Below are 15,815 nucleotides of genomic sequence, written 5' to 3' on the forward strand. Positions count from 1 at the left end.
TTACAGTTACTTTCATGGCTGAACGTCCCGTTGCTAATGCACTGATCCGCGAGTTGGAACCGGTGGTTGACGCGAACTTGGTCCGCCACATCGACACGGTGGACCCGTGGTACGCGCACGACTTCGTCCCGTTCGAGCAGGGCCAGAACTTCGCGTTTCTCGGCGGCAAGGACTGGGACCCGTCGCAGGTCACGCTGCCCAAGGTGATCACCGACGCCTGCGAGATCCTGCTTGTCGAGAAGGACAGCCTGGCCGGCTACCACCGTGAGCTGGTCGAGCACTTCATCCTCGAGGACAAGTGGGGACGCTGGATCGGCCGGTGGACCGCTGAGGAGCACCTGCACGCCATCGCGCTGCGTGAGTACCTCATCGTGACCCGGGAGATCGACCCCGATGAGAACGAGCGGGTGCGCATGGAGCACGTGCAGAAGGGCTACCGCGCCGACCGTTACAGCCAGGTCGAGACGCTGGTGTTCATGGCCTTCTACGAGCGTGCCTGCGCCGAGTTCTGCCGCAATCTGGCCGACAAGACCGAGGAGCCGGTGCTCAAGGGTCTGATCGGCCGGATTGCCGGTGACGAGGAGCGCCACGAGGAGTTCTTCGCAAATCTGGTCGCGCACTGCCTGGACTACGTGCACGACGAGACGGTGGCCGCGATCGTCGCCCGGTCCGCCGAGCTCAAGGTCGTCGGCGCCGACATCGATGCCTACGCCGACCGGCAGGCCGCAATCGCCGAGGCCGGCATCTTCGGACCCGACCAGTTGCGTCGGGTGATCTCCGACCGAATCAGCGCTTGGGGCTTGGCCGCCAACCCCGATCTGAAGCCGTTCGTCATCGGCTGAGAACTCCGGCGCGCCTGCGCAGCGCGCACGCGCCGACGGGGGTACCGTCGCAATCGATGGCTAGCCACACGCTTCGCTGTCTCATCGGCACCACCGGTCGTGATTACGACAGGACCGGCCCCGGTTCTGTGCCGTGCCCCCCGTCGAAATGTTCGCGCGGGGTCGCGCGTGCCCTCACCGCTGGAGCGCTTAGTGCCTGAAATCCGGACGTACGTGCTCGACACCTCCGTGCTGCTGTCGGACCCGTGGGCTTGCACCCGGTTCGCCGAACACGAGGTTGTCGTCCCACTGGTGGTAATCAGCGAGTTGGAGGCCAAGCGCCACCACCATGAGCTCGGCTGGTTCGCCCGCCAGGCGCTACGCATTTTCGACGACATGCGGCTAGAACATGGGCGGCTTGATCAGCCCATTCCCGTTGGGACGCAGGGCGGTACGTTGCACGTCGAGCTCAATCACAGCGATCCCGCGGTGTTGCCGACCGGGTTCCGCACCGACAGCAACGACTCCCGGATCCTGACCTGCGCGGCCAACTTGGCGGCCGAGGGGCGCCGGGTCACGTTGGTGAGCAAGGACATTCCGCTGCGGGTCAAGGCCGCCGCGCTGGGCCTGGCCGCCGACGAGTACCACGCCCAGGACGTCATCGTCTCCGGCTGGACCGGGATGGACGAGGTCGAGGCGTCTGTCGAGGACGTCGACGCGCTGTTCGACGACGGTGAGATCGACTTGGCTGTGGCTCGGGATCTGCCTTGCCACACCGGAATCCGGCTTCTCGCTGGTAGCTCGCATGCTCTGGGCCGGGTCAATGCCGCCAAGCGGGTGCAGCTGGTGCGTGGCGACCGGGAGGCGTTCGGCCTGCGCGGACGTTCCGCCGAGCAGCGGGTGGCGCTGGATCTGCTGCTCGACGAATCGGTGGGCATCGTCTCCCTGGGTGGTAAGGCCGGCACCGGCAAGTCCGCGCTGGCGCTGTGCGCCGGCCTGGAAGCCGTTCTGGAGCGGCGCACCCAGCGCAAGGTGGTGGTGTTCCGCCCGCTGTACGCCGTCGGTGGACAGGAACTGGGCTACCTGCCCGGCAGCGAGAGCGACAAGATGGGCCCCTGGGCCCAGGCGGTATTCGACACCCTCGAAGGGTTGGCCAGCCCGGCGGTGCTCGAAGAGGTGCTCTCGCGCGGCATGCTGGAGGTTCTGCCTCTGACGCACATCCGCGGCCGCTCGCTGCACGACTCGTTCGTAATCGTCGACGAAGCGCAGTCGCTGGAGCGCAACGTGCTGCTGACCGTGTTGTCGCGGCTGGGCACCGGCTCGCGGGTGGTGCTCACCCACGACGTCGCGCAGCGGGACAACCTGCGCGTCGGTCGGCACGACGGCATCGCCGCGGTGATCGAGAAGCTCAAGGGCCACCCACTGTTCGCCCACATCACCCTGACGCGCAGTGAGCGCTCGCCGATCGCCGCCCTGGTCACCGAGATGCTCGAGGAGATCAGCGGACCTGACCTGAGCTGAGCCCCCGGTAGGCTGCCGGGGTGGCAAAACCCTGGCATGTCGGTGTTGTTGCGATGGCCGTTGCGGTGCTCGGCGCCTGCACCAGCCATGTTCACGAGGCGTCGGCCGAACCGGTGGACTGCGCCGTGGTCAAGTGTGTGGCGCTGACCTTCGACGACGGTCCCTCGCCCTACACCGACCGGCTGTTGGGGATCTTGAACGACGCCGGTGCGCGCTCCACGTTCTTCCTGATCGGCAACAAGGTGGCGGCCGACCCGGCGGGCGCCAAGCGGATCGCCGATGCCGGCATGGAGATCGGCAGTCATACCTGGGAACACCCGAACATGACCACGATCCCGGCTGCGGATGTGCCCGCGCAGTTCTCCAAGGCCACCGACGCGATCCGCGCCGCCACCGGGGTCACGCCGACGTTGTGGCGCCCACCCGGCGGGCTCACCGACGCGGCGGTCAACGCGCGGGCCGCCGAGGCCGGACAGGCCGCGATCCTGTGGGACGTCATCCCGTTCGACTGGATCAACGACGCCGACACCAATGCCAGCCGCTACATGCTGATGACCCAGATCAAGCCAGGGTCGGTGGTGTTGTTCCACGACACCTACTCGTCCACGGTGGATCTGGTCTACCAGTTCCTGCCGGTGCTCAAAGCCAATGGTTACCACGTGGTGACGGTCAGCCAGTTGCTCGGCCCGCGCGCGCCGGGCAGCGTCTACGGGAGCCGGGAGAACGGCCCGCCGGTCAACGAGCTGCAGGACATTCCGCCCGCCGACATCCCCGGACTGCCGGCGACGCCGTCGCCACCGCCGATGCCGAACCTCCCGATCACCGACATTGCCGGGGCGAATTCCGGGGGCCCCAACAACGGGGCGTGAGGCGGGCGCTACGGCCCTTCTGGGGGCGCCAGAGACATCAATGCGTTGTCGTACTCGTGTCTTTCCGGCAGTACGGGAGCGCTGAGTGCGCGAAACCGCGCCGCCAGTAGCTCAGCCAGTGTCCTGAGCTTCATGTTTGTTCGCTGGGAAAGCCAGCGCAGCAACTCGAACGAAGCAGCGTCTTCGAGTCCATAGACCACAGCGAGCATGCCTTTGGCCTGCTCGATCACGGCTCGCTGGTCCACAATGGCGCCAACATCTTCTGAGATGCGGTCCTGATATGCCGCTGCGGCGGGGGTGACATCGATATAGAAACCCTCGGTGCCGACCACTGCGCCCCGGTCGTCGCGCATCAGGTCGCCGACCACAGTGATCTGGTGGGTGCGACCTGCGGTGTCGATCATGCGGTGACGGGTGCTGAAGGCAGCCCGCGTGCGGCGGGTGTCCTCCAGTGCGCCGAAGACGTGATCGACATCGTCGGGGTGCTTGTGCGACAACACCTGCGCCGTTGTGGGGTTCGGCATCTCGCCGGGTGCGTAGCCGTGCATCTGCTGCACTTCCGGTGACCATTCCCAGCGCTCTTGGTCGATGAAGAACTGGAATCGGCCGACGGTATGCGCCTGGCCGCCCGTGAGTGCTTGGTCGAGTTCGGAGTCGTGTTCCGTACCGCCTAAACCATCCGGCTGCATAAGTCGAAGAATAATTCCCGGGGGCCCGGGCGGCGACACATTGTGGCCGTGATGACGTTGTCACGCCACGGTTATTGACACTTTGACACAAAAAGCTATTCTTTGTGTCAAGCGAGCCGAGGAGGCCACAGATGACGGCAGTGACCAGTCGCGTCACCAGCATCGCCCCTGCCGCTCGGGTTCGACCCGAGGTGATGGCCCAGTTCCGCAGGCATTCGGGCAGCGTGCTGTCGGGCTTGTTCGGCGCGGCGGCGTTCGACGAGGTGGCATTGGTGCCGGTGGCCGCCGCGGTGGACAAGACCGGGCGTTTTGAACGCAACTTCACCGACCGCGCTATTCGGAGCGGATTCTCTGCCCTGCTTGCCATCTGGGGAGACGCCGAGGACCGCGCCGCCGAAGGTGATCGCCTCAAGCGGTTGCACCGTGACGTGCACGGCCACGGCAAAGGCGACTTCGCCGACGTCCGCTACAGCGCGCTGAACCCCCGGTTGTGGAACTGGATTGCCGTCAGCGGCATGTTCGTGACACTCAATTCGTTCACCCCGGTCACCGGCATCAATTGGAACGACGCCGAGCGGGAGGCGGCCTACCAGCAACTGGTCGAGGCATTCCGCGCCCTCGAGTTGCCCGGCAAGGCCGGCAAGTTCCCTGCGACCTACGCCGAGGCTGCCGAGTACTACGACCAGATGGTGCAGAGCGACCTGGCGGCCAACCCGTTCTTGGACCGGGTCACCGCCGGCCTGGGCAAGCTGCCGCTGCCGTCGGCGCTGCCCGCCCCGGTGCGGGCCGCAGCCGGTCCACTGTGGTCGGTGGTCAGCGCGGGGGCCGGTCGGGTGGTGAAGATCTGTTCGTTCGGGATCATGCATCCCGGGGTCCGGGACCTGACCGGCTTCCGGTGGCAGCCGCACCACGACGTCGAATTCAACTTCTACACTCAGCTGCTGCAGATGGCGTGGCGGGTGTTGCCCGATCGCGTGGTGCTGGTGCCGCTGGCGTACAACCGTCTGCAGTACGAGAAGCTGGTGAAGATGCACCGCTCGGTCGCGCTGGAATCCTTTGCGCCGGCCGGCTGCCCGATGGGATGACACACTGGTGCCGATGACATCGCGACGCAGCACCGCGAGCCCCGCCGAGCAAGAGGCGGCCATCCTCAAAGCGGCCGCCGAAGAAGTCGGGCTGGTCGGGGTGGGGCGCGCCAGTCTCGATGTCATCGCCCGCCAGGCGGGGGTCAGCCGCAGCACCTTGTATCGGCGCTTCCCGACTCGGGACGTCCTAATCACCGAGCTGGGCCGCCAGGCCTTCGACAATGCGATGGTTCAGCTGCGCACCGTCGCGGTGGACTCCGGGCCGAAAAACGCCGCGGTTGCGGCGTTTCGTGCCGGGTTGCGGCTACTCACCACCGATCCCGTCGTGCGGAAGCTGCTCCGGCTTGACGCCGGTGTCCCGACGATGGCCGGGGTGTACCAGGAGGCCGAAGCGTTTCTGGCCAGCGCGTCGGCTGCGATGGCCAAGGCACTGCGTGCCGCCGGGGCCAGCATGCCCGACGCCGACTTGGTGGCTGCCGCCGAGTTGCATGTGCGCCTGGCCGCGTCGATTGCCCAGGTGTCGACACCGGTGCTCGACCCGGGTGATGACGAAGCGGTCAGTGCCTATGCGAAGAGGTTTCTGGCACCGCTGGTCTGGTAGGGGTGGAACCCAGTCGGAGAACGACCCCGGCCGAGGCCAGCGAGAATGCCCCGACCACCCACAGTGCGGCTTTGCCGTCGCCGGTCAGATCGGTCAGCCAACCCGTGACGTAGGGACCACCGAAACCGCTGATGTTGCCCAGCGAGTTGATCAACGCGATGCCACCGGCGGCCGCCGTCCCGGTGAGGAACGTCGAGGGCAGCGCCCAGAAGACCGGCATGGCGCACATGATCGAACACGTCGTCACGGTGATCGCGACCATCGCCAGGTACGGGTTGGCCATATACAGCGCCGCCGGAACACTGATCCCGCCGGCGATCGCCGGGATCGCCACGTGCCAGACGCGCTCTCCGGTCCGGTCGGCGTGGCGAGCCCAGGGCACCATCACGATCGCTGCGATGGCGTAGGGAATGGCGGTCACCAGGCCGCGCCCGATGATGCTCAGGTGGCTGCCGTACTGCTGCTGGAATCCGGCGATAATGGTCGGCAGGAAAAACCCAACGGCGTACAGCCCGTAGACGATCCCGAAGTAGACGAACGCCAGGCCCAGGATTCTCGGGTGGCTGAGCGCCTTGCACAGCGGCCAGTGCTGACCGGCCTCGGCCGCCGCACGCTCGTCGGCCAAGGTCGATTCCAGCCATTGCCGCTCGTCGGCGTCGAGCCAATCGGCTTGAGCCGGGCGATCGGTCAGGTACAGCCAGCAGACGAACGCCAGCACAATGGCCGGCAGCCCCTCGACAAGGAACATGAAGCGCCATCCGGCCAAGCCGAAAACACCGTGGCCCCAATCGATGACGAGTGCAGACAGGGTGGAGCCGATGGCCGTCGACACCGGCACCGACACCATGAACAGCGAGACCGCCCGGGATCGGTGCTGCTGCGGGAACCAGAACGTGAGGTACAGGATGATGCCCGGGAAGAAGCCGGCTTCGGCTACGCCCAGCATAAACCGCAGTGCAATAAGCGTAGCCGCGTTGGGCGCGAAAGCGATTGCGGTGCTGACGATTCCCCAGGTCAACATGATGCGGGCCAGCCAGCGTCGACCGCCGAACTTATGCAGCGCGATGTTGCTGGGTATCTCCAGCAACAGGTAGCCGAAGAAGAAGATCCCCGATGCGAACCCGAACGTGGTGGCGGACAGGCCGAGTTCGGCGTTCATCCCGTTGGGCCCGGCGAAACTGATATTGACCCGGTCCAGGTAGTTGACGAAGAACAGCAGCGCCAGGAACGGGATGAGCCGACGAGAGACTTTGGTCAGTGTCGCCCGGCCCAGCGCAGCCAGGGCGGGGTCAGGGTTCATCCGCGGCTTTGGCGGATCAGTCCTTCACCTTGGCCATGGCCAGCACGTCGAGGCGGCGGTCCAGCTCGGCCTCGGACAGCTTGTCGCCGATCAGGCCGCGGTCGATCACCGTCTGGCGGATCGTCTTGCGCTCCTTGAGGGCCTGCTTGGCCACCGCGGCGGCCTCTTCGTAGCCGATCGCGGAGTTCAGCGGCGTCACGATCGACGGGCTGGACTCGGCCAGTTCGCGCAGGTGCTCCTCGTTGGCGACCAACCCGACGATGCAGCGCTCCGCGAACAGGCGCGAGACGTTGGACAGCAGCGTGAAGGACTCCAGCATGTTGCGGGCCATCATCGGGATGTAGACGTTGAGCTCGAAGGCGCCGTTGCCGCCGCCCCAGGCGATGGCCGCGTCGTTGCCGATCACCTGCGCCGCCACCTGGGTGACCGCTTCGGGCAGAACGGGGTTCACCTTGCCCGGCATGATCGAGCTGCCCGGCTGCAGGTCGGGCAGCTGAATCTCGGCCAGGCCGGTCAGCGGACCCGAACCCATCCAGCGGATGTCGTTGGCGATCTTGGTCAGCGAGACCGCGATGGTGCGCAGCGCACCGGATGCCTCGACCAGGCCGTCGCGCGCGGCCTGGGCCTCGAACGAGTTGGCCGCGGTCCGCAACTCGGTGATGCCGGTCTCGGCGACCAGCACCTCGACCACCTTGGCGCCGAAGCCGTCCGGGGCGTTCAGTCCGGTGCCGACGGCGGTGCCGCCGATGGCCAGCTCACCGAGCCTCGGAAGGCACCCGCGCACCCTTTCCATGCCCGCCTCTATCTGGCGGGCGTAGCCGGAGAACTCCTGACCCAGGGTGACCGGGACGGCATCCATCAGGTGGGTACGGCCCGACTTCACCACGGTGCGCCACTGCGCGGCCTTGGCGGCCAGCGCGTCGTGCAGCACCTGCAGCGACGGAATCAGGTGGCGCACTGCGGCTTCGGTGGCCGCGATGTGGGTGGCGGTCGGGAAGGTGTCGTTGGACGACTGCGACATGTTCACGTCGTCGTTGGGGTGTACCGTCACGCCATTGGCGGCGGCGATCGAAGCGATCACCTCATTGGTGTTCATGTTCGAGCTGGTGCCCGAGCCGGTCTGGAACACGTCGATGGGGAACTGGTCGTCGTGCTTGCCGTCGGCGATCTCGGCGGCAGCGGCCTTGATGGCGGCGGCCTTCTCCGGGGCCAGCAGACCCAGGTCGGCGTTCACCTGCGCACACGCGCTCTTGAGCAGGCCCAGCGCCCGGATCTGGGTGCGTTCCAGGCCGCGCCCGGAAATCGGGAAGTTCTCCACCGCGCGCTGGGTCTGGGCGCGCCACAACGCGGTCACCGGCACCCGGACCTCGCCCATGGTGTCGTGTTCGATGCGGTATTCGATCTCGCTCATAGCTGTTAGGTCCTCGCTTGACGGTCAGGGCAGGGGGTAGGCGGCGTGGGAGTCGCCGGTGAAGTCGACGGCCGAGTACTCGTTGAGCTTCGACAGCCGGTGATAGGCCTCGATCATCCGGACGGTGCCGGACTTGGAGCGCATCACGATCGACTGGGTGGTGCAGCCGCCGGGGTAGTAGCGAACCCCCTTGAGAAGGTCGCCGTCGGTGACGCCGGTGGCACAGAAGAAGACGTTCTCGCCGGAGACCAGATCCTCGGTGGTCAGCACCGCGTCCAGGTCGTAGCCGGCGTCGATGGCCTTTTGTCGTTCGGCGTCATCGGTGGGCGCCAGCTGGGCCTGGATCGCTCCGCCCATACAGCGGATTGCTGCGGCGGCGATGATGCCCTCGGGGGTGCCGCCGATCCCGGCAAGCATGTCGGTGCCCGAGTCGGGCCGGCACGCCGAGATGGCGCCGGCGACGTCGCCGTCGGTGATCAGCCGGATGCGGGCGCCGGTGGCCCGTGCGTCGGCGATCAGCTGGGCGTGCCGGGGCCGGTCCAGGATGCACACCGTCATGTCCCGAGCGGACAGTCCCTTGACCTTGGCCACCGCGGCAATGTTGTCCGCGATCGGCTTGGTGATGTCCAGGACGTCAGCGGCCTCGGGGCCAACGGCGATCTTGTTCATGTAGAACACCGCCGACGGGTCGAACATCGCGCCGCGCTCGGCCACCGCCAGCACCGAGATCGCATTCGGCATGCCCTTGCTCATCAGGGTGGTGCCGTCGACCGGGTCGACGGCGAAGTCGCAGTCGGGGCCGTCGCCGTTGCCCACCTCTTCGCCGTTGTAGAGCATCGGCGCGTGGTCCTTCTCGCCCTCGCCGATCACCACGACGCCGCGCATGGACACCGAGTTCACCAGTTCGCGCATCGCGTCGACGGCGGCGCCGTCGCCGCCCTCCTTGTCTCCGCGTCCCACCCAGCGGCCGGATGCCATGGCACCGGCCTCGGTCACCCGCACCAGCTCCAAGGCCAGGTTGCGGTCTGGGGCTTCGCGTCGCGTGGGTCCCGTCATGCCAGTCACGGCTGTTGATTCTCCCAGAGCCGGATCCGCACTGTTGAGCTGGGATACTGGCTCCCGTGACCAACGAGCCCCAGCCGGCGCCCAAGCCTGCCAAACCACGTATTTTGCAGGACTGGCGCGACATGTTCTGGTCGATCGTGCCGCTGGTTATAGCCTGCGTTGCGCTGGCCGGTCTGGCCGGGACGTGCGCTTTTCGGCCGGGCGGGATCACCGCCGGGCCGGTGCCGTCCTACGACGCCGCCGCGGCGCTCAAGGCCGATGCGCAGACCCTGGGCTTCCCGGTCCGATTGCCGCAGCTTCCTGAGGGCTGGCAGCCCAACTCCGGCACCCGCGGCAGCATCACCGACGGGCGCAGCGACGCTGACGGACAGCGGCTGCGCGCGGTCACCTCGCGGGTGGGCTACGTCAGCCCGACCGGGATGTACGTCAGCCTGACCCAGAGCAACGCCGACGAGGTCCCGCTGGTCGCCTCCATCAGCCCCGGACTGCGCCCGACCGGGAGCGAAGACGTCGACGGCACCCGCTGGGTGGTGTACCAGGGCGACGGCGACCCGGTCTGGACCACCCGGTTGGCCGGTAAGGCCGGGGCGGCGCAGCTGGCGATCTCCGGCGCGGGCGGCCCGGAGCTGTTCCGGACGATGGCGGCGGCCGTGCAGTCGCAGCCGCCGCTGCCAGCGACCCGCTAACCGTCTGCGAGCAGTTCCTCGCTCGTCTCCTCGCCGGAGAACGCCGCCAGGTAGACGTCGATGGTGGTGACGATGATGATCATCAGCACCGGACCGATCACGATGCCCCAGAAGCCGAACATGGCGATCCCGGCGAAAACGGCGAGCAGCATCAGCGCCGAATTGAGCCGGGCGTCGCGCGGCACCAGCACCGGGCGCAGGAAGTTGTCAATGTTGGTCACCACGATCAGGTGGAAGAAGAACACGAACAGCCCGCCGATGACGTTGCCGAACAGCGCCATGCCGATGCCGAACGGCATGGTCACGATGCCCCCGCCGAGCGGGATGATCGACAGCGCGGTCAGCAGGATCGCGAAGATGAAGAACGCCTGGTGAAATCCGCCGATGTAGATGGAGGCGGCTCCGGCCACTCCCTGACAGAACGCGATGACGAACTGCCCGCCGACCGTGCCGCGCACCATCGAGCCCATCTTGGCCAGGTACAGATCGGTCACCTCGGCGCCGAGCGGGTTGAGCCGTCGGATCAGGGTGTGCAGCTCCTCGCGGTGGGTCAGCAGCGCCAGGAACACGTACAAGAAGATGATCGCCGAGGTGACCGCGCCGACCACTCCACCGACGGCGCCCTGCAACACGTGTAGCAGCAGCTCGCCGCCCTTCTGCGCCACGTTCACCATGGCTCCGCGCAGCGTTTCCATGGTCACCTCGACGTGCACGAACGGCACCTTGGCCAGCGCGCCGTTGACGAACTTCAGCACCTTGTCGCCCAGCGCGTTGGTATCGGTGGCCTGCACCCATTCGGCGACCTCGCCAACAGTGCGGGAGATCTGCGCGACGGCCAGAAAGACCGATAGCCCGACCGGGACGATCACGGCGACCAGGGCCGCCAACAGGGTCCCGGTGGCCGCGAGTCCGGTGGACACCCGCCGGTTGAGTAGCCGGAACAACGGAGTGAACAGGTAGGCGCCGACTGCGGCCACCACGATCAGCACGAAGTAGGTGCGCAGGAAATAAGCGCCGAACATCAGCGCGATCACGGTGAAGACCGCCAGTGCCCGTCGTTGGGCGGGGGTGAATTCGTGGTTCATGGGCGTGGGTTACTCCATCTGTCGGTGATGGCCTGCCACGGATCGGCGAACCGCTGGCCGGTGCGGTGGTAGGGGGAGCGGGTGCGCAGCACGGCGCGGGCCAGGGGAGCGATCGCCCGCAGCAGGTAGCGCTGCGCGCCGGCTCCGGCCGCGATCTCGGCCAGCATGTCCGGCCAGGAGTGGTGCTGAAAGCCCAGGGCCTCCTGGGCGCGGCTGGAGTCCATCCAGTCGGTGTTGAACCAGCCCTCGTCGCGGCCGGGATCGCCGGGCAGGCCGGCGGGCAGACCATTGACCAACCCCATGGCAGCGGCCGTCGCCGGCGCGACGTCGCCCTGAACCTGCCGGTGCGAGTCGTCTCCGCCGATCAGCAGGGTTTCCCCGATCACGGGCGCGGTGGTGGCGGCGACGAACGCGGCTGCGACGTCACGCACATCGACGGTCTGAAGCCTGCCGTCGGTGGGGAGCAGCTGCTCGAAATACAAGTTGTCGAGCTTCATGTAGGAACCCGGGTCGACGGTGAGCACCCCGCCCAACCGCAGGATGACCCAATCCAGTTGCGAGGCGCGCACCAACTGCTCGGCCTGCAGTTTCTGGTCGCCGTAGACGTCGGCGGGGTTGGTCGGGGTGTCGGCGGTCAGCACGCCAGAGACGGTGTGGGGGTTGCGCGACCCGTACACCGCGATGCTGGAGGCCTGCACGAATCGGGGTGACCTCCCCGGTTCGGTCGCGGCGGCGGCCGCCGCCAACAGATGCCCGGTGGCCTCCACGTTGACGCGGCGCGCCAGGTCACGGCGCGTGTAGATGAACGGTGGGATCACCGCGGCCAGGTGGATGATCGCCGCGGGCCGGACAGCGTCGACCAGGGCGGCCACTGCGACCGAATCTGTCAGGTCGGCGTAGCGCACCTGCACCGCCGCCGGCAGGGCAGTGGCCGCCTTGCGGTTGGCCGGGATATCGAGGTCGGTGGCGACGACGGTGCGGCCGTCGGCCGCCAGCTGCCGTACCACCGCCGAACCGACCAGCCCGAAAGCGCCGGTGACGAGAACCGTGTCCATGAGACCTCTCGATTGGAAGTGTTCCCGCGATTTTGCCGGGAAACTCGGCTCGGCGGCCGATCTTCCGGGTAAACACCTCGCGGAATGTCGCGTCGGGAAGGATGCGGGCGGTCTGGGATCTCGTTACTGCCGGAGGCCTAATTTCCCGATAAGCAGCTGGTCAGGGTGGATAAGTCTATTCTTTTCCGATCGGATGTATTCCGGATCGGCGGCGTAGCGATGAGCGTGACAATCGGGGCGGGATCGTGCGTTTGTCGTGGCCTTTGACCGCCCGTCCGGCGGAGATGCGGACTCTCGAGACTGCCCTCGTGGCCTCGGATGTCGCTGGAATCGTTGTCCATGGCGCCTCGGGTGTGGGGAAAAGCCGGATCGCACGTGAGGCACTGTCGGCTGCCGAGTCGCGGGGCAGTGAAACACGTTGGGCGGTAGGCACATCTGCGGCGCGCGCAATTCCACTCGGCGCCTTCACGGCGTGGATGCCGCCGGGTGTCACCGACACGGTTCAGTTGTTGCGGGGGGTGATCGAATCGCTGGTGGCCGCCCCTGCCGGCGCCACGGTTGTGGTGGGCGTCGATGACGCGCATCTGCTCGACGACCTGTCGGCCTTCGTCGTGCTCCAGATCGTGCAGCGAAACCTGGCGAGGGTGATTCTCACCGTACGTGAGGGCGAGTCAATTCCCGCTGCGGTGCATGAGATTTGGGCCTCTGGTCGGTTCGAAAGGCTCGATCTGCGGCCGTTGTCGATCGAGGAGACCACCACGTTGCTGGCGATGGCGATGGCGGGACCGGTGGATCCTGATGCGGTTCAGCGGCTCTGGAAGCTGACTCACGGCAACGTGTTGTATCTGCGTCACATCGTCGAGCAGGAGGTCGCCGACGGCCGGATCGCGCAACTGCGCGGCTACTGGCGGTGGATTGGGGATCCAATCATGCCGCTCAGCCTGGTCGAGCTCATCGAAAGTCGCTTCGGAACCCTGCCCGGGCCGATCAGCGATGTGATCGACACGCTGTCAGTCGGGGAGCCGATCGATCTGGCCGCCCTGACCCGGATCACCGACCCTGTCGCGGTCGAGGAGGCCGATACCCGCGGCCTGATCACGCTGGAGTTCAGTGTCGGAGGTGTTCAGGTGCGGGTCGCGCATCCGCTCTACGGTGAAGTGCGCCGCACCCGTGCGCCGGCCACCCGGCTACGGCGGTTGCGCGGAGTGGTGGCCGCTGAACTCGCCAGGGCCGATGATCGAGACGACATCCACGTGCTGGTGCGCCGAGCTAGCCTGAGTCTCGACTCCGACCTCACCCCCGATGCCGATTTGCTGGTCCGGGCGGCGCGTGGCGCCGTCTGGCTGGCGGACTTGCCTCTCGCCGAACGACTTGCCGGAGCGGCGATCCGCGCCGGTGGCGGGCCGGAGTCGAGTTTCGTTCGTGCACACGCATTGTCGTGGCTGGGCCGTGGCCGGGAGGCCGACAGTGTGCTCGCCGAGATCGCCGCCAGCGACTTGGCCGACGGCGAGCGGGCCCGGTTGGCGTTTCTGCGGGCCAGCAACATGCTCTGGGCGCTCGGTGAACCCGCGCGGGCGAAGGAAATCATCGATGAGGCTTCGCGCACCGTGCCGCGGCAGGCTCGCCGTTACATCGATGCCTTCCTCACGGTGTACTGGTTTGCCGTGGACCGCCCGGATGCGGCGAGGCAGGCCGCCGAAGTGCTCGACGCGCAGGAGTTGCCCGCCGTTGTCGGCGCCGAGATTGCCTGGGTGCTTGCCTCCATCGCCGCGGACGCGGGGCGAACGGCCGAGGCCCTGGCCACCGCGGAGGCCGGGTATGGCGTCGCGGCTCGTTCTCTTGACGCTCCGCAGATGAGTTTCAACATCGCCGATGCACACATCGGTGCCTTGCTGATGGCGGGACGGGTAGGCGATGCCGTCGAGGCGGCCGAGCGGGTCCGTCGGCAGGCCGCCCAGCTACCCGGGGCGGCGGGGTCGCTCGGTGTCGCCGTGGCGGGCCTGGCGGCCCTGGGGGCGGGCCGCCTGGACGCCGCGTGCCGGCTGTTGGAGCAGGCGGAAGCAGGATTGTCCGCCAGCCATGCCATCGGTTGGGGATACCGCTATCTCGTGCCGGGCATCACCGCGTCAGCCATGCGTGGTGCAACCGATGAGGCTGCCGCTGCTCTCGCCACGCTCGACACGCCGCCACGTCCTTTCCGCCTGCTCGATTGTGACCGGAGCCTGGCCCGGGCGTGGGTGGTCGCCGGCCAGGGCGCAGTCAGGGAGGCGGTCGCCGTTGTCAGATCGGCGGCCCAGGCCGCCGCGGCCAAAGGGCAGTTCGCGGCGGAAGTGATCTGTCTGCAGACCGCCGCTCAATTCGGGGATCGCACCGGTGCCGCCCGGCTGCGCGAGCTCGAAGATGTCGTCGAGGGGCCGCGGGTAGGCCTGGCAGCCCGGTTCGCCGCCGCGCTACGCGACGGAGATGCCGGGGAAATGGCCGTGGTATCGCTGGACTTCGAGCGTATGGGGGACCTGGTTGCCGCGGTCGATGCTGCCGCCCAGGCAGCGATCGAGTACCGCCGCCAAGACCTGCGCGGAACAGCGTTGGTCTGCTCGACCCGCGCCGCCGCTCTGGCCGAACAATGCGGTGGCGCGAGCACCCCGGCGCTGCGCCAGGCCGCGCAGCCCTTGCCTCTCACCGATCGCGAGCAAGAGATCGTGATGTTGATCAGCGCGGGATTGTCCAACCGGGAGATTGCCGAGCGGCTGACCGTTTCCGTTCGCACTGTCGAAAGCCACATCTACCGGGCGATGTTGAAGACGGACACCAACTGCCGTGACGAACTCGCAGCCCTGCGACCCCACCGCCCGTAGGTCCGGAGACTGCAGTAGTGCACCACTGAACTACAGCCGCCCCATGCCCGTGATGATTGATATGGATGCCTCGTTACCAGACGCCAAGCGGGGAGGGTTGACATGATTGCCCCACGATCGTGCGGTCACGATTGGGCCAAAGACGGCACCTTGCTGCGCGTTGATTGCGAACGCGGTATCGGCTGGGTCGCGACGCATTATGACCTGAATCTGCAAGTCATCCAGCTGTTCAGGGGCTCCGTTGACGAGGTGCACCGGACAGCATCGCAGTGGGCGCAGGCATAGGCGGTCAGCCTCGAATTCCTTGGGCGGTAGCGACATTGTTGAAAGGCCGGTCCCATCACGCATGCGGGTGACTTCGTCATCGCTGAAGTGGATCGCCGCGTTTCGCGCATCCGTCCGAGAAAGATCGTCGCGTCGGTGCCGGGGATGAGCTCGGTATTGCGCCAGTGCAACCGGGGGAGATTGCAGTAGTCCTCTACTGCGTACTGCGTATCGGAACAGAGTCACGATTTTCCGATCACAGTGCAGCAGAAAGAAGACCCATCATGTCCACGTTGTCTGCGGTACACGCCCATCCGTTGCACGTGCCGCACCTCAAGCACCTTCATGCGATCGAAGCCGTCGTGGCGATGTTCCACATGGGAACTCGGCCGGAACGGATCCACTATCCGCCGGACCTCACCTCCTTTCTCGAGAATGCCGCGTTGGCACGAGAGATGCGCCGACTGTGACGGCGCGAAGGACGATGAGGCGTACACCGGCATTGCCG

14 protein-coding genes are annotated in these 15,815 nt (G+C 67.0%); 8 read left to right on the top strand and 6 right to left on the bottom strand.

Annotation, left to right across the window (positions count from 1 at the left end):
- Nucleotides 1–14 precede the first annotated feature (14 nt).
- The 3 genes from N416_RS0105375 (at nt 15) to N416_RS0105385 (ending at nt 3,211) form a co-directional block, all read left to right on the top strand.
- The gene (locus N416_RS0105375; protein ID WP_024441099.1) at nt 15–842 is read left to right on the top strand and encodes an acyl-ACP desaturase; all 828 of its coding nucleotides are present in this window, start codon (nt 15–17) and stop codon (nt 840–842) included.
- 192 nt (nt 843–1,034) lie between these two features.
- Nucleotides 1,035–2,342, top strand: coding sequence for a PhoH family protein (locus N416_RS0105380; protein WP_024441100.1), 1,308 nt, complete (start codon nt 1,035–1,037; stop codon nt 2,340–2,342).
- A gap of 53 nt (nt 2,343–2,395) precedes the next feature.
- Nucleotides 2,396–3,211 carry a polysaccharide deacetylase family protein gene (locus N416_RS0105385; protein ID WP_081654462.1) on the top strand — a complete coding sequence of 272 codons (816 nt, stop codon included), beginning with the start codon at nt 2,396–2,398 and terminating at the stop codon, nt 3,209–3,211.
- 8 nt (nt 3,212–3,219) lie between these two features.
- Here N416_RS0105385 and N416_RS0105390 read toward each other — a convergent pair whose 3' ends face one another.
- A complete protein-coding gene (locus N416_RS0105390; RefSeq protein ID WP_024441102.1) occupies nt 3,220–3,900 on the bottom strand; it encodes a PAS and ANTAR domain-containing protein in 681 nt (226 codons plus the stop codon).
- Nucleotides 3,901–4,031: 131 nt separating this feature from the next.
- On the opposite strand from N416_RS0105390, the gene N416_RS0105395 reads away from it, so the two are divergent.
- Both N416_RS0105395 and N416_RS0105400 read left to right on the top strand, forming a co-directional pair.
- Nucleotides 4,032–4,985 (top strand): oxygenase MpaB family protein, encoded by a 954-nt coding sequence (locus tag N416_RS0105395; protein ID WP_024441103.1) that lies wholly within the window; start codon nt 4,032–4,034, stop codon nt 4,983–4,985.
- A gap of 13 nt (nt 4,986–4,998) precedes the next feature.
- Nucleotides 4,999–5,586 carry a TetR/AcrR family transcriptional regulator gene (locus N416_RS0105400; protein ID WP_024441104.1) on the top strand — a complete coding sequence of 196 codons (588 nt, stop codon included), beginning with the start codon at nt 4,999–5,001 and terminating at the stop codon, nt 5,584–5,586.
- Here the strand turns inward: N416_RS0105400 and N416_RS0105405 are convergent.
- The 3 genes from N416_RS0105405 to glpX are packed head-to-tail and all read right to left on the bottom strand — an operon-like array spanning nt 5,543 to nt 9,353.
- Entirely contained in the window at nt 5,543–6,886 is a 1,344-nt protein-coding gene (locus N416_RS0105405; RefSeq protein WP_024441105.1) for an MFS transporter, read from the bottom strand. The genes N416_RS0105400 and N416_RS0105405 overlap by 44 nt on opposite strands.
- 16 nt (nt 6,887–6,902) lie before the next feature.
- Entirely contained in the window at nt 6,903–8,297 is a 1,395-nt protein-coding gene (locus N416_RS0105410; protein ID WP_024441106.1) for a class II fumarate hydratase, read from the bottom strand.
- Between the two features lie 24 nt (nt 8,298–8,321).
- Complete coding sequence (gene glpX / locus N416_RS0105415; protein ID WP_192830883.1) at nt 8,322–9,353, bottom strand: class II fructose-bisphosphatase; 1,032 nt, start codon at nt 9,351–9,353, stop codon at nt 8,322–8,324.
- A gap of 65 nt (nt 9,354–9,418) precedes the next feature.
- On the opposite strand from glpX, the gene N416_RS0105420 reads away from it, so the two are divergent.
- Nucleotides 9,419–10,048 carry a DUF4245 domain-containing protein gene (locus tag N416_RS0105420; protein WP_024441108.1) on the top strand — a complete coding sequence of 210 codons (630 nt, stop codon included), beginning with the start codon at nt 9,419–9,421 and terminating at the stop codon, nt 10,046–10,048.
- Here N416_RS0105420 and N416_RS0105425 read toward each other — a convergent pair.
- On the bottom strand, nt 10,045–11,133 hold the full coding sequence (locus N416_RS0105425) for an AI-2E family transporter (protein WP_024441109.1): 1,089 nt from the start codon (nt 11,131–11,133) through the stop codon (nt 10,045–10,047). The two genes, N416_RS0105420 and N416_RS0105425, sit on opposite strands and share 4 nt — an antisense overlap.
- On the bottom strand, nt 11,130–12,188 hold the full coding sequence (locus N416_RS0105430; RefSeq protein ID WP_024441110.1) for an NAD(P)-dependent oxidoreductase: 1,059 nt from the start codon (nt 12,186–12,188) through the stop codon (nt 11,130–11,132). Before N416_RS0105430 ends, N416_RS0105425 begins: the two co-directional genes overlap by 4 nt.
- Nucleotides 12,189–12,472: 284 nt before the next feature.
- On the opposite strand from N416_RS0105430, the gene N416_RS21300 reads away from it, so the two are divergent.
- Entirely contained in the window at nt 12,473–15,043 is a 2,571-nt protein-coding gene (locus N416_RS21300) for a LuxR family transcriptional regulator (RefSeq protein ID WP_196805099.1), read from the top strand.
- 548 nt (nt 15,044–15,591) lie between these two features.
- Nucleotides 15,592–15,777: a hypothetical protein gene (locus N416_RS0105445; RefSeq protein WP_024441112.1), complete on the top strand. Its 186-nt coding sequence runs from the start codon at nt 15,592–15,594 to the stop codon at nt 15,775–15,777.
- The last annotated feature ends 38 nt before the right edge of the window (nt 15,778–15,815 follow it).

Source organism: Mycobacterium sp. UM_WGJ (assembly GCF_000455125.1).
Classification (GTDB): domain Bacteria; phylum Actinomycetota; class Actinomycetes; order Mycobacteriales; family Mycobacteriaceae; genus Mycobacterium.